Origin of the sequence: Phocaeicola sp. ICN-14070 (genome assembly GCF_037892625.1) — a bacterium.
GTDB classification, from domain to species: domain Bacteria; phylum Bacteroidota; class Bacteroidia; order Bacteroidales; family Bacteroidaceae; genus Phocaeicola; species Phocaeicola plebeius.
Genome location: NZ_JBBKBF010000003.1, coordinates 1 through 20,537, shown reverse-complemented (window position 1 = coordinate 20,537; position 20,537 = coordinate 1). Strand labels below are relative to the sequence as shown.

15 protein-coding genes, 1 tRNA gene and 2 pseudogenes are annotated in these 20,537 nt (G+C 46.7%); 14 read left to right on the top strand and 4 right to left on the bottom strand.

All coding sequences use genetic code 11. From position 1 onward, the window contains the following. Nucleotides 1–474 precede the first annotated feature (474 nt). From WKT20_RS01395 to nth, 3 genes are read left to right on the top strand one after another with little or no spacing between them, the layout of a single operon-like run. A complete protein-coding gene (locus WKT20_RS01395; protein ID WP_117672496.1) occupies nucleotides 475–1,332 on the top strand; it encodes a nitroreductase family protein in 858 nt (285 codons plus the stop codon). A gap of 12 nt (nucleotides 1,333–1,344) precedes the next feature. Beyond that, complete coding sequence (corA, locus tag WKT20_RS01390; RefSeq protein ID WP_117700762.1) at nucleotides 1,345–2,385, top strand: magnesium/cobalt transporter CorA; 1,041 nt, start codon at nucleotides 1,345–1,347, stop codon at nucleotides 2,383–2,385. A 34-nt stretch (nucleotides 2,386–2,419) separates the two neighbouring features. After that, the gene (gene nth / locus WKT20_RS01385; protein WP_117700763.1) at nucleotides 2,420–3,067 is read left to right on the top strand and encodes an endonuclease III; all 648 of its coding nucleotides are present in this window, start codon (nucleotides 2,420–2,422) and stop codon (nucleotides 3,065–3,067) included. A 64-nt stretch (nucleotides 3,068–3,131) separates the two neighbouring features. On the opposite strand, the gene WKT20_RS01380 is transcribed toward nth, so the two are convergent. Both WKT20_RS01380 and WKT20_RS01375 read right to left on the bottom strand, forming a co-directional pair. Continuing rightward, nucleotides 3,132–3,479 (bottom strand): MerR family transcriptional regulator, encoded by a 348-nt coding sequence (locus WKT20_RS01380; protein WP_007563336.1) that lies wholly within the window; start codon nucleotides 3,477–3,479, stop codon nucleotides 3,132–3,134. 15 nt (nucleotides 3,480–3,494) lie between these two features. Next, nucleotides 3,495–4,460 (bottom strand): M23 family metallopeptidase, encoded by a 966-nt coding sequence (locus WKT20_RS01375; protein ID WP_117700764.1) that lies wholly within the window; start codon nucleotides 4,458–4,460, stop codon nucleotides 3,495–3,497. Nucleotides 4,461–4,593: 133 nt separating this feature from the next. Between WKT20_RS01375 and alaS the strand changes: the two genes are divergently transcribed. Next, nucleotides 4,594–7,212: an alanine--tRNA ligase gene (alaS, locus tag WKT20_RS01370; RefSeq protein WP_118441126.1), complete on the top strand. Its 2,619-nt coding sequence runs from the start codon at nucleotides 4,594–4,596 to the stop codon at nucleotides 7,210–7,212. A 121-nt stretch (nucleotides 7,213–7,333) separates the two neighbouring features. Continuing rightward, nucleotides 7,334–8,701 (top strand): MATE family efflux transporter, encoded by a 1,368-nt coding sequence (locus tag WKT20_RS01365; protein ID WP_223804929.1) that lies wholly within the window; start codon nucleotides 7,334–7,336, stop codon nucleotides 8,699–8,701. Nucleotides 8,702–8,713: 12 nt separating this feature from the next. On the opposite strand, the gene WKT20_RS01360 is transcribed toward WKT20_RS01365, so the two are convergent. Further along, entirely contained in the window at nucleotides 8,714–9,061 is a 348-nt protein-coding gene (locus tag WKT20_RS01360; RefSeq protein ID WP_223804928.1) for a helix-turn-helix transcriptional regulator, read from the bottom strand. 47 nt (nucleotides 9,062–9,108) lie between these two features. Beyond that, the gene (locus WKT20_RS01355; protein ID WP_223804927.1) at nucleotides 9,109–9,621 is read right to left on the bottom strand and encodes a hypothetical protein; all 513 of its coding nucleotides are present in this window, start codon (nucleotides 9,619–9,621) and stop codon (nucleotides 9,109–9,111) included. 157 nt (nucleotides 9,622–9,778) lie between these two features. Here WKT20_RS01355 and WKT20_RS01350 point away from each other — a divergent pair, with 157 nt between their 5' ends. The 9 genes and pseudogenes from WKT20_RS01350 (at nucleotide 9,779) to WKT20_RS01310 (ending at nucleotide 20,455) form a co-directional block, all read left to right on the top strand. After that, nucleotides 9,779–11,125: a TolC family protein gene (locus tag WKT20_RS01350; protein ID WP_278613504.1), complete on the top strand. Its 1,347-nt coding sequence runs from the start codon at nucleotides 9,779–9,781 to the stop codon at nucleotides 11,123–11,125. 14 nt (nucleotides 11,126–11,139) lie between these two features. After that, nucleotides 11,140–12,584 (top strand): annotated as a pseudogene (locus WKT20_RS01345) (ATP-binding cassette domain-containing protein). After that, a pseudogene (locus WKT20_RS01340) lies at nucleotides 12,581–13,502 on the top strand (ABC transporter permease). Before WKT20_RS01345 ends, WKT20_RS01340 begins: the two co-directional pseudogenes overlap by 4 nt. A 15-nt stretch (nucleotides 13,503–13,517) precedes the next feature. Continuing rightward, nucleotides 13,518–14,102, top strand: a complete 585-nt coding sequence (locus WKT20_RS01335; protein ID WP_340416725.1) for an ABC transporter permease — start codon at nucleotides 13,518–13,520, stop codon at nucleotides 14,100–14,102. Nucleotides 14,103–14,340: 238 nt separating this feature from the next. Beyond that, the gene (locus WKT20_RS01330; RefSeq protein WP_340416698.1) at nucleotides 14,341–16,986 is read left to right on the top strand and encodes a DNA gyrase/topoisomerase IV subunit A; all 2,646 of its coding nucleotides are present in this window, start codon (nucleotides 14,341–14,343) and stop codon (nucleotides 16,984–16,986) included. A gap of 6 nt (nucleotides 16,987–16,992) precedes the next feature. Further along, the gene (locus tag WKT20_RS01325) at nucleotides 16,993–17,841 is read left to right on the top strand and encodes a DUF3316 domain-containing protein (protein WP_007563357.1); all 849 of its coding nucleotides are present in this window, start codon (nucleotides 16,993–16,995) and stop codon (nucleotides 17,839–17,841) included. A gap of 1 nt (nucleotide 17,842) precedes the next feature. Further along, nucleotides 17,843–18,868, top strand: a complete 1,026-nt coding sequence (locus WKT20_RS01320) for a S41 family peptidase (RefSeq protein ID WP_117700768.1) — start codon at nucleotides 17,843–17,845, stop codon at nucleotides 18,866–18,868. Nucleotides 18,869–18,941: 73 nt separating this feature from the next. Further along, a tRNA-Leu gene (locus tag WKT20_RS01315) sits at nucleotides 18,942–19,023 on the top strand. Nucleotides 19,024–19,096: 73 nt separating this feature from the next. Then, nucleotides 19,097–20,455, top strand: a complete 1,359-nt coding sequence (locus tag WKT20_RS01310; RefSeq protein ID WP_118441121.1) for an MATE family efflux transporter — start codon at nucleotides 19,097–19,099, stop codon at nucleotides 20,453–20,455. Nucleotides 20,456–20,537: the final 82 nt, after the last annotated feature.

Genomic DNA, 20,537 nt, shown 5'->3' with positions numbered 1-20,537 from the left:
GGTTAAATATTTGCAAATAAAAAATATTTACAGTTAAAACCAACAAAGATATTTTTTTTAACTAAAAATAGAAACCATACATAACCCTGCCAAACATAACTTCACATGATAAAATGCAATAACAGTTTAACAAAAAACTAAATTCCTAATAACTGTATTCACTTTGATACACAATTCATAAAGTACAACAGATGAAAACAATAAAAATAATTACTAACTCTTTCTTTATTTATTCACTTAACCCTTCTTCATTTTCTATGTTTCCCGATGCAGAACCCTATGTTTTCCTTACGTGAAACCTACGTTTCCCGATGCGGAAACGTAAGTTTTACCAAAAGGAAACATAGAAAAGGAAGCAGCACCCCAAAAACGTCACAAGGTCAATCTCCGAATACCGTTTTCTCCTTACGCTTACAGAAAAAACAAATAAAAATCGTACCTTTGTGAATAATGTATCTAAATTTATTCCACACTATGGCTCAAATACATATCAATCAGAATACATGCATACGCTGTAAGAAATGCGTCAGAATATGCCCCTCCGCTCTGTTTACCCTTCAGGAAGATAAAGGTATTGAAGTGAATGCCGACGACTGCATCAGTTGCGGACACTGCGTGGCCGTTTGCCCGACCAACTCCATTGAGCATGCTGATTTTCCACCCGAGAAGGTTCATACCATCGACCGCAGCCAACTTCCCACTGCCGACCAAATGGAACTGCTCATCCGTTCCCGCCGCTCGAACCGTGCGTTCTCCAAAGAAAAAGTCTCGGAAGAGTTGTTACAGCGCATCATAGAGGCTGCCCATCGGGCCCCGACGGCAACCAATGCACAAGAAGTCAAAATGGTATTGGTCACCCGTCCGGAAACCTTGAAGGAGGTCAGCCGTATCACCATCGGCACTTTTATGTCGATAGTAAATCTGGTGGAAAATCCGTTGTTGAAATTGATACTGAAGCCGCTTATGCCTTCGGGCTATCGCTACGTGCCGGTGTTCAAAAGACTGCATGAGGAATTTGAACGAGGTAACGACGGTATTTTAAGAGGGGCCACAGCTGCCATCTTTTTCTATACCGACAAAAAAGAACGTTTCGGATGTCAGGACTGCAACCTTGCCTACCAGAATGCTTCACTCATGGCAGAAGCAGCAGGGGTCTCACAGTTCTACACCGGATTCGTATGCAGTGCAGCAGGAATGGACCGGAAAAGAAAGTTGCAAAAGCTATTAGGTATTGAAGGAACCGTTCATGCCGGTATTGCATTAGGCATGCCGTCTTTCCGCTTCGATAAATACATCGACAAAAAAGAGGTGGTATTGAAACGTATTGATTAAACCGAAAGTGCCATGACAAGAAACAACCTGCTAAGCGAAAAGCTGAATTATACGGGAGCCAGCCATACGCCGACTCACCTGCATTTCTGTACATACAACACAGAAATTCTGGAATACCATCAGGGAGCTTCCATCAAAGAGTTTTCTCCTTTCATCCGGCCGGATGCCATCAACTGGGTACAGATTCACGGATTGCAGAATACAGAAATCGTGCAGGAAGTCTGCGATTTTTTCCACATCGATTTTCTTACCACACAAGATATTCTCAATGCGGAGCATCTGACAAAAATTGAAGAGCATGACACCTACAATGTGGTCATCCTGAAACAGTTGTCGGTAGACGAAGAAAACACGTACACTCCCCAACAGCTTTGCATTGTGCAGGGAAGTAATTTCGTACTTACCTTCATGGAACACGACAGCGATTTCTTCAATGAGATTCACACGGCACTGAAAAACAATACCCTGAAAATCCGGAATCGCCAGTCCGATTTTCTGCTGAGCGTCATGCTAAACAGTGTCATGGCCAGCTTTATGTCTATCATATCCCGAATGGAAGACCAACTGGAAGACATGGAGGAATCATTGCTGTCACCGGAAACCAGAAGTGGACTGGCATTAGAGGATATACAACCCTATCGAAAGGACGCTCGCCTCATCAAGAAATGCATCCTTCCTCTTAAAGAGCAGATGAGCAAGTTGTTTCATGCCGACAATGTACTGCTTCACAAAGCCAACCGTCCGTTCTTTAACGACGTAAACGACCATCTGCAATTCGTACTACAGACTCTCGACGGCTGCCGCGACATGATTTCGGCCCTAGTAGACCTTTACCTGTCGAACAATGACCAGCGGATGAACAACATCATGAAGCAGCTCACCATCGTATCGACCATCTTCATTCCGCTGACATTCTTAGCAGGTATCTGGGGAATGAATTTCGAATGGATGCCCGAACTGGGATGGAAATATGGTTACCTGATGGCCTGGGGAGTAATGCTGGTTACCGGTATCGGAGTATACCTGTTCTTTAAGCGGAAAAAATGGTATTAATCACAAACTTTTCACCTAAATTATTCTACACAGTATGCGAAAAAAAGAACTTTATAAGAAAGTCATTGAATATTTTCAGACGGCCATGCCCGTAGCCGAAACGGAACTGCACTATAGCAACCCGTTTGAACTGCTGATTGCTGTCATCCTCAGCGCACAATGTACCGACAAGCGGGTCAACATGATCACTCCTCCCCTGTTTAAGGATTTTCCTACTCCCGAAGCTTTGGCTGCCACCACTCCGGAAGTTGTGTTCGAATACATCCGCAGCGTGAGCTATCCCAACAACAAGGCCAAGCATCTGGTAGGAATGGCACAGATGCTGGTACGCGATTTCCAAAGTACCGTACCCGACACACTGGAGGAACTAATCAAACTGCCCGGTGTAGGACGTAAAACGGCAAATGTTATCCAGAGCGTGGTATTCAATAAGGCTGCCATGGCAGTCGATACCCACGTATTCCGCGTGAGCCATCGCATCGGACTGGTTCCCCGCACGTGTACCACTCCGCTGGCAACTGAAAAGCAACTGGTAAAATACATCCCTGAATCGCTTATCCCGACCGCACACCACTGGCTGATTCTCCACGGACGTTACGTTTGTACGGCACGCTCCCCTAAATGTGAGAGTTGCGGACTGAATGGAATTTGTAAAGAGTCTTTGAAATCTTTTCAAAAATAAAGAATGGCATGTGAGATCGTATGCAAATCTCACATGCCATTCTTCTTACTATAATATTAAAAACTCACGTCAAATAATCCAGCTCATTCCGCATACTCACCAGTTCCTCCCGAATACGCTTCAAGCGTTCCACCACATTAGCCGTTTGCATGGTTCCTTCCCTGTTCTGCCGTAACCGTTGCTTGGCACCGGCCAGCGTCATCCCTTTTTCTTTCACCAGATGATATACCAGACGAATGTTCTCTATGTCTTCTTTTCGGTACTGACGCACATTCCCCCCTGTTTTCTTAGGAGAAATCATCGGAAACTCTTTTTCCCAATAACGCAGCAATGATTCATTCACATCAAACATTTTTGCCACTTCGCTGATAGAATAATAAAGTTTCAGTTCTTTATCTGTTTTCAAAGCCATAACAAGCAATTCTTTTTAATCAAATACACGACCGTGGTTGGCAGCCAGTTCAATCATCTTTTCATAATCGTCGGCATTCAAATCCATGAAATAATAGTTCACCGGATTGACAATCTTTCCTTTCACACGCACTTCATAATGTAAGTGCGGACCGGTACTCTTTCCCGTAGAGCCTACCTGACCAATCACTTCCCCACGCGCCACATTCTGGCCCACTTTCACTTCAATCTTATTCAAATGAGCGTAACGAGTCACATAACCAAATCCATGATCAATAATGATACAATTTCCATACAATCCGTCCCAGCCAGCCTGTTTTACCCGTCCGTTTCCTGTAGCATATACCGGCGTACCAACATTGGCAGAAAAATCCATTCCTGCATGAAACTTCACGGTCTTATAAATCGGATCTATACGCATACCGTATCCAGAAGCTGTCTGTTTCAGATTCTTGTTTGAAACCGGCTGGATGGCGGGAATACAGGCCAACATTTTGTCATGCTGTTTACAGAGCCCAACTACTTCATCGAAAGATTTGGACTGGGCATAAATCTTTTTCTCCAAATCATCCATTTTCTGCAGTGTATGGATAACCAGCCGACTGTTAGCCATGTCCATCAGTTCATTATAACGTGCATTATTTGCGGTAGCCGAACGCTGTTCATCTGGTAACGGGTCTGCCTGCATCATTACGCGGTAGATGTTATCGTCACGTTGCTGCAGGCGTTGCATCACTCCTTCCGCCTCATCCAAACGAGAAGACAGAATAGCATATTGCGACAAAAGTCGGGAGTTTTCCGTACGAAGGTCTTTTTCCGAAGGAGAACCGAAAATCCACAACAGCAGGATAAAACTGCCTGCCCCCAGTCCCATACCGACAAAGAGTTGACGCAGATAACTCAAAGCCCGCTGGCGCACGGTGGGATAAATACGGTCGTAAGTACGAGTTTTCGGATTATAAATATAATAGACTTTACGCATGTCGTTCGATTTTGGAAATTTTTAAGCAACAAAACATCAAGTTTTTGCTCCAAACATACAGACAAAAATAATAAAACCAATTATCTTTGCAAATCAATTTTGAGAATATTAACTACAAGACAATATAACGATTATGTTGACAGCAAATGAAATCCGCGACTCATTCGTGAAATTCTTTGAGTCGAAAGGACATCAGATTGTGCCTTCTGCACCAATGGTTATCAAAGATGACCCTACCCTGATGTTCACTAATGCCGGTATGAACCAGTTCAAGGATATCATACTTGGAAACCACCCTGCTAAATACAAACGCGTGACTGACTCACAGAAATGTCTTCGTGTGAGCGGAAAACATAATGACTTGGAAGAAGTAGGCCACGATACCTATCACCACACCATGTTTGAAATGTTGGGTAACTGGTCATTCGGTGACTATTTCAAAAAAGAAGCTATCAGCTGGGCATACGAATACCTGGTAAGCGTGCTGAAGCTTGATCCGAAAGATTTATATGTGACTGTTTTCGAAGGTAGTCCAAGCGAAGGCATCTCACGTGATGACGAAGCTGCAAGCTACTGGGGACAGTTCTTCCCTGAAGACCATATCATCAACGGAAACAAGCATGACAATTTCTGGGAAATGGGTGACACAGGTCCCTGTGGTCCGTGCTCTGAAATCCACATCGACTCTCGTTCTGCAGAAGAAAAAGCAGCTGTTCCGGGACGCGAACTGGTAAACAAGGATCATCCGCAGGTTATCGAAATCTGGAACCTGGTGTTCATGCAATACAACCACAAGGCAGACGGAACTTTGGAACCACTTCCTGCGAAAGTAATTGATACCGGTATGGGATTTGAACGTCTGGTACGTACACTGCAAGGAAAAACATCCAACTATGATACAGACGTATTCCAGCCTATCATCAAGGTGATTGGTGATTTGTCTGGCAAGAAATATGGAAACGACGAAAAGACAGACGTGGCTATGCGTGTAGTTGCTGACCACATCCGTACCATTGCTTTCTCTATCACAGACGGTCAGTTGCCTTCAAATGCAAAGGCTGGTTATGTCATCCGTCGTATCCTGCGTCGTGCTGTTCGTTACGCTTACACCTTCCTCGGACAGAAACAGGCATTCATGTACAAGCTGGTTCCGGTGCTGATTGAAAACATGGGTGGCGCTTACCCTGAACTGAAAGCTCAGCAGGCTTTGATTGAAAAAGTGATGAAGGAAGAAGAAGAATCATTCCTCCGTACCCTGGAAACAGGTATCCGTCTGCTCGAAAAGACAATGAACGAAACCAAAGCTGCCGGCAAGACAGAAATCAGTGGAGTAGATGCCTTTACACTATATGATACATTCGGTTTCCCATTCGACTTGACTGAACTGATTTTGCGTGAAAACGGTCTGACAGCCGACGTGAAAGGCTTCGAAGCTGAAATGCAGAAACAGAAAGAACGTGCCCGCAATGCCGCTGCAGTAGAAACTGGTGACTGGGTTACCCTGAAAGAAGGTGAAACCACTTTCGTAGGTTACGATTATACAGAATATGAAACTAGCATCCTGCGCTACCGCCAGATCAAACAAAAGAACCAGACTCTCTACCAGATTGTATTGAGCGAGACTCCGTTCTATGCAGAAAGTGGTGGTCAGGTAGGTGATACTGGTGTATTGGTAAGCGAATTTGAAACTATCGACATCATTGATACAAAGAAGGAAAACAACCTTCCTATTCACATTGCCAAGAAACTTCCGGAACACTTGGAAGCTCCGATGATGGCATGTGTAGATACTGATAAGCGTGCCGCTTGTGCAGCTAACCACTCTTGTACGCACTTGCTAGACGAAGCTTTGCGTCAGGTATTAGGTACTCATGTGGAACAGAAAGGTTCTCTTGTAACTCCTGATTCACTGCGTTTCGACTTCTCTCACTTCCAGAAAGTGACTCCGGAACAGATTCGTGAAGTAGAACACCTGGTAAATGCCAAGATTCGTGAAAACGCACCTTTGACTGAATACCGTAACCTGCCGATTGAAAAGGCTAAGGAACTGGGTGCTATCGCTCTGTTCGGTGAAAAATACGGTGACGAAGTTCGTGTCGTACAGTTCGGTTCATCTATCGAATTCTGTGGAGGTACACATGTATCTGCTACCGGAAAAATCGGTATGGTGAAAATCATTTCTGAAAGTTCTGTAGCTGCAGGTGTACGCCGTATTGAAGCAATTACCGGTGCGAAAGTAGAAGAGATGTTCGATACCGTACAAGATACTATTAACGACCTGAAGGCATTGTTCAACAATGCACCCGACTTGAAGGCTGCCATCTCCAAGTACATTGAAGAAAACGCTGGTCTGAAGAAACAGATGGAAGAATTCATGAAGGAGAAAGAAGCTGCTGTCAAGAACAAACTGATTGAAGGCGCTAAAGAAATTAATGGCGTAAAAGTAATCAAAGCTGTACTTCCGATGCCGGCTGACGCAGTAAAGAACATTGCATTCCAGTTGAAAGGACAGTTCACAGAAAATCTGTTCGTAGTTATCGGTAGTGTATTTGAGAACAAACCGTTGCTGACTGTAACCATGAGCGAAGATCAGGTAAAAGCCGGACTGAATGCAGGCCAGTTGGTACGTGAAGCCGCCAAGCTGATTCAAGGTGGTGGCGGTGGTCAGCCTCATTTTGCAACTGCAGGTGGTAAAAATCCTGACGGATTGAATACGGCAGTTGACAAAGTGGTTGAACTGGCTGGATTCTAATTTTCAGAAAACCCTATCAACACTTAATTTTTTACTTTTCATCCCCCCTTATTTGCCCTTTTTAGGAAAATGAGGGGGATTTTTTTCGTACTTTTGCTCACATTCTACAAGCAGACAACCTATGCCTCAAGACAAATATACGCTTATGACCACAGCACCGGTACCTCGCCTTATCCGAGGATTGGCCGTTCCTACCATCATCAGTATGCTGGTCACGTCTTTCTATGTCATGGCCGACACTTATTTTGTCGGGAAAATCAATACTCAGTCTACTGCGGCTGTAGGTATTTCTTTTTCCATCATGGCCATTGTTCAGGCATTCGGTTTTTTCTGCGGACATGGTTCAGGTAATTTCATTTCCAGAAGATTAGGTGCACGTGACTATCGCAGTGCGGAAAAGATGGCGGCTACGGGCTTCTTTAGCGCATTCCTTATCGGTTGTGCCATCGCGCTTGTCGGCCTGCTTTTTCTGGACCCTATCTGCCGGGCATTAGGTTCTACCCCCACCATTCTTCCATACGCCAAGACCTATTTAGGAATTATCCTGTTGGGAGCCCCTTTTATGGCCTCCTCGCTGGTGCTCAACAACCAGATGCGATTTCAGGGAAACGCCGTTTATGCCATGATAGGCATCATTGTGGGAGCCGTACTCAACATCGGACTTGACCCATTATTGATATTCGTATTCGACATGGGAATTGCAGGAGCTGCCTGGTCGACCTTCATCAGTCAGGTATGCAGCTTCACCATCCTGCTTTTCATGGACCGGAAAGGAGAAAACATCCGTATCCATTACCGACACTTTACTCCGACTCCAGCCTATCTGAAAGAAATCGTATACGGAGGAAGTCCTTCTCTTTGCCGTCAGGGTCTGGCCAGTGTATCGACTATCCTATTGAATGTAGCAGCCGGAAACTTTGGAGATGCTGCCATTGCCGGAATGTCCATTGTAACCCGCATCTGCATGTTCATCAATTCCTTTGTCATCGGTTTCGGACAGGGATTTCAGCCGGTATGCGGATTTAACTACGGAGCAGGATTAAACCGTCGTGTCCGCCAAGGATTCTGGTATTGTGTGAAGGTAGGCGTTATCTTCTTGGCTATCTGCTCCCTCATCGGCTACATTTATGCCCCAGAAGTAGTCTCCTGGTTCCGGAAAGAAGACCCACAAGTTATCGCCGTAGGAGCCGAAGCTCTACGCTGGCAACTCATCACGCTCCCATTAGGAGCCTGGGTGATACTGTGTAACATGCTGCTACAAACTATCCGCCAGCCTCGCCGGGCCGTCATTCTTTCCTCCTCCCGCCAAGGTTTATTCTTCATCCCCTTGATACTGATTCTGCCGTACTTTTTGCAGTTGCAGGGTGTGGAAATGTGTCAAGCCGCAGCCGACCTATGCTCTTTTCTACTGGCTCTTCCTCTTACCATTCCAGTATTGAAGTCACTGCGCGTAGACAGGACTCCCATGAAAGAAGAAAACACCCGATAAACACGAAACTCCTTATTCGTCTTTTCTTCGATAATCATTAGGAGTCATTCCAGCCATTCGCCGAAAATATTTACTGAAAAATGACGCATTGGGAAAGTTCAATTCATCGGCAATCTGATACACCAGCTTATCCGTGTGGCGCAACATCAGTTTAGCTTCCTGCATTACCGCCTCATTTACCCAGTCCATCACCGTGCGTCCGCTGGCCTGACGAACCAGTGTACTCAGATAACGGGGTGTCAGAAAAAGCCGGTCGGCATAAAACGCAATGCTTCGCTCGCGAACTGCATATTTGTTGACTAATTCCAAAAAACGATTGAAAATGTCCTCCTGACGCGTATGCTGCTGACGTTCGGTCAATTGGCTTCTTTTCCTGACAAAATCCAGTTGATGAAAGTACAGAGAAATCAGACTCTGCACGGAAGCTCTCGGAAAAGGCCGATCGTGTACGACTTCCCATAACAAGGCAAACAACTGCTCCATGCGCTGCCTTCCTTCGCTGTTAAAGATAGATGCAAAAACAATCTACCCTGCAAATAGGTCTGCAACAAATCCTCTTTCTGCCAGTTCTCCATTAAGCTGTTTGAAAAGGCCAGCATAGCTAAATCCAAATCAGATGATATATAAAGGAACTCAAATACCGTTCCCGGAGATACAGCCAGCAAATCGCTCTCCTTAAATTCCACTTCACGAAGGTTGATACGCAGCCGAAGCGTCCCCGCACGAAAAAACACCACTCGCCCCTCGGTCAACCGATAAGGCTGTCCTTCTATCGGGATAAAATGAATTACATCGGCTATCCCCTGAATGGAACGAAGCAATCCCAATTCGGAAGTAAGAAAGCGGGAGGTGTTCGTCCCTTCTCCCACATGCTCACGCACTTTCTTCAATGCCAGCAACAACAGATGATTCGATTTCATTTGACACCTTGCTTTCCTGCAAAGATAATATTTCAAGCCTTTTTTACAGCAAAGACAAACATTTATCGAACAAAAAGAACATTCCATCACACATATAGGACCGAAAGATTACACAAAACCCTCTATCTTTGTCATATAACCTTTTAATAAACACCCAATGCCTATGATACGAACATTTCTCCTTTTGTGTGCATGGAGCCTGAGTGTGATAAGTCAGGCACAAATCACCTTGGAAAGTTGCAAGCAGCAGGCCCGTGAAAACTATCCGCTGGTACGACAATACGACTTGATTCAACTGTCCGAACAATATACGCTATCAAATGTAGCGAAAGGCAATCTGCCCCAAATCAGCGTGAGCGGAAAAATATCTTATCAAAGCGAAGCCACTACCTTTCCTTTCGAGATTCCGGGATCGGGCATGAGGGGACTACCGAAAGACCAGTATCAGACATTGATTGAAATCAAACAAAATATATGGGACGGAGGAAAAATCCGCAACCAAAAAGCTCAGGTCAAAGCCGAAGCAGAAGCAAACGAGCGACAGCTTGATACCAGCCTTTATGCACTGGAAGAAAGGGTGAATCAGGTATTCTTCGGTATCCTGTTACTGGACGAGCAGCTGGCACAAAATGTATTATTAGAAGAAGAACTCGCACGCAACCAGAAAACGGTGGAGGCTTATCGGATAAACGGCACCGCCAATGATGCGGACGTAGACGCGGTAAAGGTAGAGATTCTTCAAACCAAGCAACAGCGTATCCAGTTGGGAAATAACCGTATGGCCTATCTGCGCATGCTGTCCTTACTTACAGGAAAAGAACTTCCGGCACAAACCCAGTTAGTACGTCCAGCCCTTGTGGAAACGAATGCATCTGAATTCAACCGCCCTGAACTACGGTGGTATGAAGCACAAGAACAGACCGTCGCCGTACAACGAAAGGGATTGCAAACGGGTTATCTTCCAGCTTTTAGTCTTTTTGCGCAAGGAGCCTATGGCAATCCGGGACTGGATATATTGAAAGACAAATTCAGAACCTACTACTTAGTCGGAGCCCGGTTTACCTGGAATTTCGGAAGCCTGTACACTCTGAAAAACGACCGGAAAAACCTGGACAACCGCATCCAGCAAATTAGAAACGAACGCGACTTATTCTTATTCAACACACACTTACAACTGGCAGAAGAAGACGGCACCATCCAAAGTCTTCGGCAGCAGATGAAAGAAGACGAGGAGATTATCCGATTACGGGAGAACATCCGACGGTCTGCCCAAGCCAAAGTAGCCAACGGCACCATGAGCGTCAGCGACATGCTAAAGGAAATTACAGCCGAGAATCTCGCGCGCCAAGCCAAGGCCGTACATGAAGTACAATTGCTTATGCATCTACACCAAAGAAAACACCTGACCAACGATGAACGGGACAACCAGGTATATGCCGTCAAAATAGCCGTCGAAAACGACGGACACATCAAACTGGGCATGTACGGGAAAGTCAAATTCTGAAAACCGAAAGTGACATGAAAAACCTTATCGAAGTCAGCCATGTAAGCAAAAGCTACGGAAAGGTACAAGCCCTGCGCGATGTATCCTTCAGCGTAAAGCAAGGAGAACTGTTCGGCCTCATCGGTCCCGACGGAGCCGGAAAAGTACCCTGTTCCGCATCCTGACCACCTTGCTGCTACCGGACCAGGGAAGTGCCCGGGTACTGGATGCGGATGTACGAGCCGACTTCCGTACGATACGGCAGAGCGTAGGGTACATGCCGGGGCGCTTCTCCTTGTATCAGGACCTCACGGTAGAAGAAAACTACGAGCGGATACGCGCCATTTATGAACAAATTGCCCCCTTCAAGCAGCGTCGGGCAGGTGCATTGTCGGGAGGAATAAAGCAGAAACTGGCTTTGTGCTGTGCACTGGTTCACGCGCCGAAAGTCCTCTTTCTGGATGAACCGACTACCGGCGTAGACCCCGTTTCACGCCGGGAGTTCTGGGAGATGTTAGCCTACCTCCGACAGGAAGGTATTACCCTTGTCGTATCCACTCCTTTCATGGACGAAGCCTTGCGATGCGACCGAGTGGCGTTTCTTTACGAGGGAGAAATTAAAGGCATCGACCGTCCGGAAGCCATACTGAAGCAGTTCAGCGAGATTATATGCCCTCCCGGCCTGCAACGAAAAGCCGTCGATAAACATACTCCGCCCATTATTCAGGTGGACAACCTCGTCAAACGGTTCGGCTCGTTCACGGCTGTCGACCACATTTCATTTTCTGTACAACGGGGAGAAATTTTCGGCTTCCTAGGGGTCAACGGGGCCGGAAAGACTACCGCCATGCGTATCCTGTGCGGACTCAGTCTCCCCTCTGAAGGAAAGGCTGAAGTGATGGGGTTTGACGTACGGACACAAAGCGAGGAAATCAAAAAACGAATCGGCTACATGAGCCAGAAATTTTCACTTTATGAAGACCTGACCGTACGCGAAAACCTCCGTCTGTTCGGAGGTATCTATGGTGTCAATGCCAAGGAAATCAGCAAGCGTATGGAAGAAACCTTACAGCGTATCGGACTCTACGAGGAACAACATACCCTGGTGCGTTCGCTGCCTTTAGGATGGAAGCAACGACTGGCCTTTTCAGTAGCTATCTTCCACCGTCCGGAACTGGTTTTTCTGGACGAACCGACAGGAGGAGTCGACCCGGCTACCCGCCGTCAGTTCTGGGAGCTGATTTATCAGGCCGCCAACCGGGGGATTACTATTTTTGTCACGACGCACTACATGGACGAAGCTGAATATTGCGACCGTATTTCCATGATGGTGGACGGACATATTCGGGCACTGGATACTCCCGACGGACTGAAACGCCGTTTTGATGCCCGAAACATGGACGAAGTCTTCCAGAAATTAGCACGTGAAGCCCAACGAGGAGAACATGCTTTTACTCACACGCAAACAGAACAGCCATGAAACAGTTTATCGCTTTTGTCAGAAAAGAATTTCATCATATCCTGCGCGACCGGCGTACCATGCTGATACTGATAAGCATGCCGATTGTACAGATTATCCTTTTCGGCTTTGCCATCTCGACTGGTCACCCGACGAAATCGAACGGCTGTTCCGGCGCAACCTCATAGAACTGGCCGTAGTTTTTCCTTCCGACCTGCATCGCCTGCGTTTCGATTCGGAAGAGATACAGATTTTAGCCGATGCCACCGACCCGAGCCTGGCCGTCACACGGAGTACGTATGCACAGACAATTCTAAGGCAAGCCCTACAAACCATCCGTCAAGCTACAACCACCCCAGCCTATTCACACCCGGATAAACAGCCTGTCATGGTGTACAATAAATGCTCTATAACCCGCAGATGAAGAGTGCCTACAACTTTGTACCAGGAGTCATGGGATTGATTCTGATGCTGATTTGTGCCATGATGACCTCCATCTCCATCGTACGCGAAAAGGAAACAGGCACGATGGAAGTCCTGCTGGTCTCTCCCGTCAACCCGCTGTTCATCATTCTGTCGAAGGCAGTTCCCTATTTCGTGTTGTCCCTACTGAACCTGACGACCATCCTGCTGCTTTCCGTCTTTGTGCTCGACGTACCGATAGCCGGAAGCCTGCCCGCCCTGTTAGTGTCGGCCATGGTGCTGATGATACCCACCATCATCCTGTCGGGCATTATCTTCCCGATAGAAAGTATGCCGGGCATTCTGCAGGTCCTCTCCTGCCTTATTCCCGCACGCTGGTACGTAGAAACCGTCCGCCGGCTGATGATTGAAGGTGTACCACTGGTGTATGTATGGAAAGAAGTGGCAGTGATGTGCCTCATGGCAGTGGTACTGATTACGGCTACTGCTCGCAAGTTTAAGAACCGACTGGAATAAACCGCCAAGCCTATGATGTTACGTTACCTGATAGAAAAAGAATTCAAGCAGTTGAAACGCAACAGTTTCCTGCCCCGCCTTATCCTGCTTTTTCCCTGCATGATGATGCTGGTCATGCCCTGGGCCGCCACACTGGAAATAGAGAACCTGCGCATTGCCGTCATTGATAACGACCGCAGTCCTTCTTCCGAAAGGCTGGTGCACCGCATCGAAGCTTCCCGTTATTTTCAATTGACGGCACTTCCCCCGTCCTACGCACAAGGACTGCAAGCCATCGAGACAGACCAGGCCGACATGCTGCTGGAAATTCCACGCGACTTTGAGAAAGCGCAAGCCAACGGACAAAGTCCGGCGGCACTCATTGCAGTCAACACCGTTAACGGCACGAAAGGCGGAGTGTTTACCCCCATCAGCAGCATGCCGGAATGGGCACAAGGCATCACCTACCTCAATCCGTTACGCTACTTTATGGAAACCATGCGCATGGTCTACCTGAAGGGAAGCGGCATCTGCGATATCGGCTTCCAACTTTCCGTACTTTCGTCCTTTGCCTTTCTGCTCTATGCATGGGCCATACGCAGCTACCGCAAACAGCAATAAGCCCAAACGCGCCTGCCATCTTACCTCGACACGTACGTGCGGAGCTCTCATCACGTACGTGTCAAGGTCTCGTCACCTTCGTGTCAACACCTCGTCACGTACGTGTCGAGGTATTTACGCCAAGAAATTTCTTCAAAAATGCCCTTTTCGGGGGTAAGAATTGTAAGTCAATTATTTCCACCACACAGAATTATTCAGTAACTTTGCCCGAATCTCTTTACATAGGAACCATTTTAATATGAGCGAAGATACTTTTGACAAGGACGAAAAAGAAATGGCAAACTTGCCCGAGAAAGAAGAACACTCTGACTACAAACCGGTATCGACCACTGACGAGGCAGTAAAGCACCAGTTGAGTGGCATGTACCAGAACTGGTTTCTGGACTATGCTTCATACGTTATCCTGGAGCGTGCCGTACCGCATATCAACGATGGATTGAAACCGGTGCAGCGACGCATTCTCCACTCCATGAAACGGCTGGATGACGGACGCTACAACAAGGTGGCCAACATTGTGGGACACACCATGCAGTTCCACCCTCACGGAGATGCTTCTATCGGAGATGCCCTTGTACAATTGGGACAAAAGGACTTACTCATTGACTGCCAGGGAAACTGGGGTAACATCCTGACGGGCGACAGTGCGGCTGCTTCCCGTTACATCGAAGCCCGGCTTTCCAAGTTTGCGCTGGATGTGGTGTTCAACCCGAAAACGACCGAATGGCAGGCTTCCTATGACGGCAGAAACCGGGAGCCGGTCACACTGCCAGTCAAATTCCCGCTGCTACTGACCCAGGGGGTAGAAGGTATTGCCGTGGGACTTTCTTCCAAGATTCTTCCACATAACTTCAATGAACTGTGCGATGCGGCCATCGCATACCTGCACGGAGAAAACTTCCAGCTTTATCCGGATTTTCAGACAGGTGGTTCGATTGACGTATCACGCTACAACGACGGCGAGCGAGGAGGCGTAGTGCGCGTGCGTGCCAAAATCTCCAAGATTGACAACAAGACCCTTTGCATCAGTGAAATCCCTTATGGAAAGACTACTTCTTCGTTGATTGACTCCATCCTGAAAGCCATCGAGAAGGGAAAAATCAAGGTAAGAAAGGTGGACGACAACACGGCCGGAAAGGTAGAAATCTTAGTACACCTTACTCCTGGCGTATCGTCCGACAAGACACTGGATGCCTTGTATGCCTTTACTGACTGCGAGGTAAACATCTCGCCCAACTGCTGCGTCATCGACAACAAAAAACCGCATTTCCTTTCAGTGAGCAAGGTGCTGAAGAAATCGGTCGACAATACGCTGGCACTGTTACGCAAGGAACTGGAGATACAACGGGACGAAACACTGGAAACCCTGCACTTTGCTTCGCTGGAAAAAATCTTTATCGAGGAACGTATCTATAAAGACAAGCAGTTCGAACAGGCTGATTCCATGGATGCGGCTTGCGAGCACATCGACGAACGTCTGACGCCTTACTACCCGCAGTTCGTACGCGAAGTGACCAAAGAAGATATTCTCCGCCTGATGGAAATCAAGATGGCACGTATCCTGAAGTTCAACAAGGACAAGGCAGATGAGTTCATCGCACGCCTGAAAGCGGAACTGAAAGAGATAGACAATCACCTGGCGCACATCACGGAATATACCATCGACTGGTATCAACGCCTGAAAGAGAAGTATGGTAAAAACTTCCCGCGCCGCACGGAAATACGCAACTTCGATACCATCGTGGCTACCAAGGTGGCCGAAGCCAACGAAAAACTGTATATCAACCGTGAGGAAGGTTTCATCGGTACCGGACTGAAGAAAGACGAGTATGTATGCAACTGTTCTGACATCGACGATGTAATCATCTTCTACAAAGACGGTAAATACAAGATTGTCCGCGTGTCCGACAAATTGTTCGTCGGAAAGAACATCTTGTACGTCAACGTATTCAAGAAAAACGACAAACGTACCATCTACAACGTCATCTACCGTGACGGAAAGGAAGGTTATTATTATATCAAACGCTTCAATGTTACTTCCATCATTCGTGACAGGGAATACGACGTAACGCAAGGTACTCCGGGCTCTAAAATCGTGTACTTCACCGCCAATCCGAATGGAGAGGCAGAAGTCATCCGTGTAGTACTGCGTCCTACGCCCCGCATTAAGAAGCCTACGTTTGAAAGGGATTTCAGTACCATCAATATCAAGGGAAAACAATCCATGGGTAACTTGCTGACCAAGGCTGAGGTACACAAGATTTCCTTGAAACAGCGAGGGGGCTCTACGCTCGGAGGCAGAAAGGTGTGGTTCGACCACGATGTGCTCCGACTCAACTACGATGGAAGAGGACAATACCTGGGAGAATTCCAAAGTGAAGACAGCATCTTAGTGGTACACAAGAACGGAGAATTCTATACTACCAACTTCGACCTGAGCAACCATTACGATCCGGATATTCTCTGCATCGAGAAATTCAATCCTGACAAGGTATGGACAGCCGTGCTCTACGATGCCGACCAGCAGAACTATCCTTACCTGAAACGCTTCACCTTCGAAGCAACCACAAAAAAGCAGAATTTCCTGGGAGACAACAAACATACACAACTTATCCTGCTGACCTGTCAGGTGTACCCGCGCATCCAAGTGGACTTTGGTGGACACGACAGCTTCCGCGAAGCACTCATTCTGGAAGCCAGCGACTTTGTAGGCGTGAAGAGCTTCAAGGCAAAGGGTAAGCGACTGACGACTTATACCGTCGGCCAGATTACGGAGCTGGAGCCAACCCGCATGCCGGAACCGGAGCCGGAAGAGCCTGAAAAGGAAGAAGAAGGCATGGAGGAAGATGAAAACCAGAAAGACGACGGACAAATGAAACTCTTTTAAAATCGTATGAAACTACGAATTTACCTTATACTTTGCGCATGCTGGGCTGCTTTTTCGCTTCAGGCACAAGAAGACAGCCTGCGTGCCACACGTTACGTAATGCGCTCCGTACTCTATGGAGCGGGAATGAGTAACGTGCTCGATACGTACCTTTCACCCTTGGAATACAAAGGACCGGAGATTCGTATCCTTCGCGAAAACATGCGTATGACCCGGTTAATGAACGGAAACGTTTCGGCCCAAAATCTGTTGCAGGCTAATGTATCGTACACGCATAATCCGAGCCAGACCGCCAATATGTATGCCGGACTCGTAAACTGGACCTATGCACTGCACTATCAGTTTCGCCTGAACGAGCAACTGAAACTGCTGGCAGGTCCGATGATTGACCTGAACGGAGGATTCGTGTACAACACACGCAATTCCAACAATCCGGCACAGGCAAAAGCATACGGAAGTGTAGGTATATCCGGAATGGCCATCTACAAGTTCCGTATCGGAAACTATCCGCTGGTGGTACGTTATCAGGCCAATCTTCCGCTGTTGGGAGCCATGTTCTCTCCTGAATTCGGACAGTCATACTACGAAATGTTTTCCTTGGGACACAAAGGAAAGAACGTACTGTTTACTTCGCTTCACAACAACCCGTCGCTCCGACAGATGTTGACGCTTGATTTTCCCATCCGGAAAGTCACCATGCGCGTGGGGTACATCTGTGACCTCCAGCAAGCGAAAGTCAACCACCTGAAATACCATACTTATTCACACGATTTCATGATTGGCATCGTGAAAAACTTCTACCTGCTGAAAGGGAAGAACCGTATTTCCATGCCTTCAAACGTTACGCCTTATTGATATGAAACGGATTTATCATTGCTACTTATATGGCCTTCTGCTGATGCTGTCCTGCTTCACATTCTCTTCCTGCATACGGGAAGACATTCAGGGTAATTCTCCAGAAGCCAACTTTGAATCGCTCTGGAAAATCATCGATGAGCAATATTGTTTTTTGGACTATAAGCACGAGACGTATGGACTGGACTGGGATGAAGTACATACCCGCTATGCCAAGCGGATTTCTTCCTCCATGAGTTGGGAATCACTTTTCGAAGTCTTGTCGGAAATGGTCAATGAATTAAGAGACGGACACGTCAACCTGAGCAGTTCATTGGGTACATCGCAATACCGGGAATGGTTCGATGCTTATCCACGGAATTTCAGCGACAGCATCCAGAGCAACTACCTGAAAAAGGATTACATCATTACCTCCGGACTGACCTACCAGATTCTGGAAAATAACATCGGTTACATCTATTGTGAAAGTTTCTCCGACGGTATCGGCGACGGAAACCTGGACCAGATGCTGAAGAAACTGGAGATTTGTGACGGACTGATTATCGACGTACGCAATAACGGAGGAGGCAACCTGACTACAGCACAGAAACTGGCCGCACGGTTTACAAATGAGAAAGTACTGGTCGGCTACATCCGTCATAAAACAAGTCCGGGCCATAATGATTTCTCGGACCCTGAACCTGTATATCAGGAACCATCCAACAGTATCCGCTGGCAGAAAAAGGCAGTAGTATTAACTAACCGCCGTTCTTACAGTGCCACAAACGACTTTGTGAATACCATGCGTCAATTCCCCAATGTAACTACCATGGGAGATACCACCGGAGGAGGATCTGGTCTCCCCTTCAGTTCGGAAATTCCCAACGGATGGTCCATCCGTTTCTCTGCCAGCCCGATGTTCGACCCGGACATGAACCAATTGGAATTCGGTATCGAACCAGACGTGAAAGTAGATATGACCAGCGAAGATATGCAGCAAGGAAAGGACACCATTATCGAAACCGCCATCAAAAAGCTAAAGAATTAAGGTGCAGTATTTGGAGAATATGAAAATTCTTCCTATCTTTGCCCTCGCAAAACAGAAATACATATTTCTGCATGCGCCTGTGGCGTAATTGGTAGCCGCGCCAGACTTAGGATCTGGTGTCGTGAGACGTGTAGGTTCGAGTCCTATCAGGCGCACACGAGAATGGATTTAATAAAACCGGAAAAAAGGTTTATTAAATCCATTTTTATTTATGTTCCAATTACCACTATGCAGACCAGTCGCACGCAGGACCTTACTTCAGGAAGCATCACACAAAGCATGCTCAACCTTGCCTATCCGCTTATTTTAGGAAACTTGCTCCAGCAAGGATACAATATTGCCGATACATTCATCATTGGAAGGACATTGGGCGCAAAAGCCTTAGCTGCTGTGGGTTCTTCATACACACTCATGGTCTTTATCACCTCCATCTTCATCGGATTATGCATGGGATGCAGTGCATTGTTCTCCATGCGTTACGGAGCAAAAGATTACGAAAACCTGCGACGTACACAAGCTGCTTCCCTGCTGATTACAGGAACTTCCACACTGATTATATTCGCCTTCTCCTGCTACTATATACAAGATATTATCACCCTCATGCAAACTCCACAAGAGTTGCAGGATATGACCTACGACTACCTAAAAATCATTTTCATGGGAATCTGGTTTGTCTATCTTTATAACTACTATGCGTATCTTCTACGCGCATTGGGTAATTCACTGACTCCTCTTATTTATTTAGCCATTTCCGTGGTATTAAACATTGTACTGGATATATGGTTTATTGTAAAACTTCATTACGGAATAGAAGGAGCTGCGGCAGCAACCATCATTTCCCAAGCTGTTTCGGCTATTGGTTTGTGCTTCTATTGCTGGAAAAAAGTTCCAGAAACCAGACTCTCCAGAAAGGATTTCAAGGTCAGCAGACAGCTCCTGAAACAAGTTTTTTCATACGCCTCACTGACCTGCATCCAGCAATCTGTCATGAATTTCGGTATCCTCATGGTTCAAGGCCTTGTCAACAGCTTCGGCACAGCCGTCATGGCCGCTTTTACAGCAGCCGTAAAGATTGATTCGTTCGCCTATATGCCTGTACAAGATTTCGGGAACGCCTTCTCTACTTTCACTGCACAAAACTACGGAGCCGGCAAAAATACCCGCATTCTGAAAGGTATAAAAAGTGCATTTGGAATAACCACTCTCTTCTGCCTGCTTCTCTCATTGGCAATCTTCCTGTTTGCACCGCAACTGATGCAAATCTTCATCTCTCCTGAAGAAACGGAAATTATCCGTATCGGTACTGAATACTTGCGGATAGAAGGCAGTTTTTACCTCGGTATTGGGTATTTATTTTTATGGTACGGATTCTACAGAGCCGTCTGCAAACCGGAAATGTCCATCATTTTAACGATTCTCTCTTTAGGAACCCGAGTGGTGTTGGCCTATGCACTGGCTGCCATCCCTTCCATAGGTGTACACGGCATCTGGTGGTCAATCCCTATCGGATGGGCATTAGCCGATATATATGGCTGGATGTATTACTGGAGAAAGAAGAATGCTATGCTTTCCTTCCCTACCAAATAAAGAATAACACTTTATATCTATCTTTCTACCACTGAAAATAGTATATCCTCGTATCAACTATCGGAACTACACGCAAATAGTG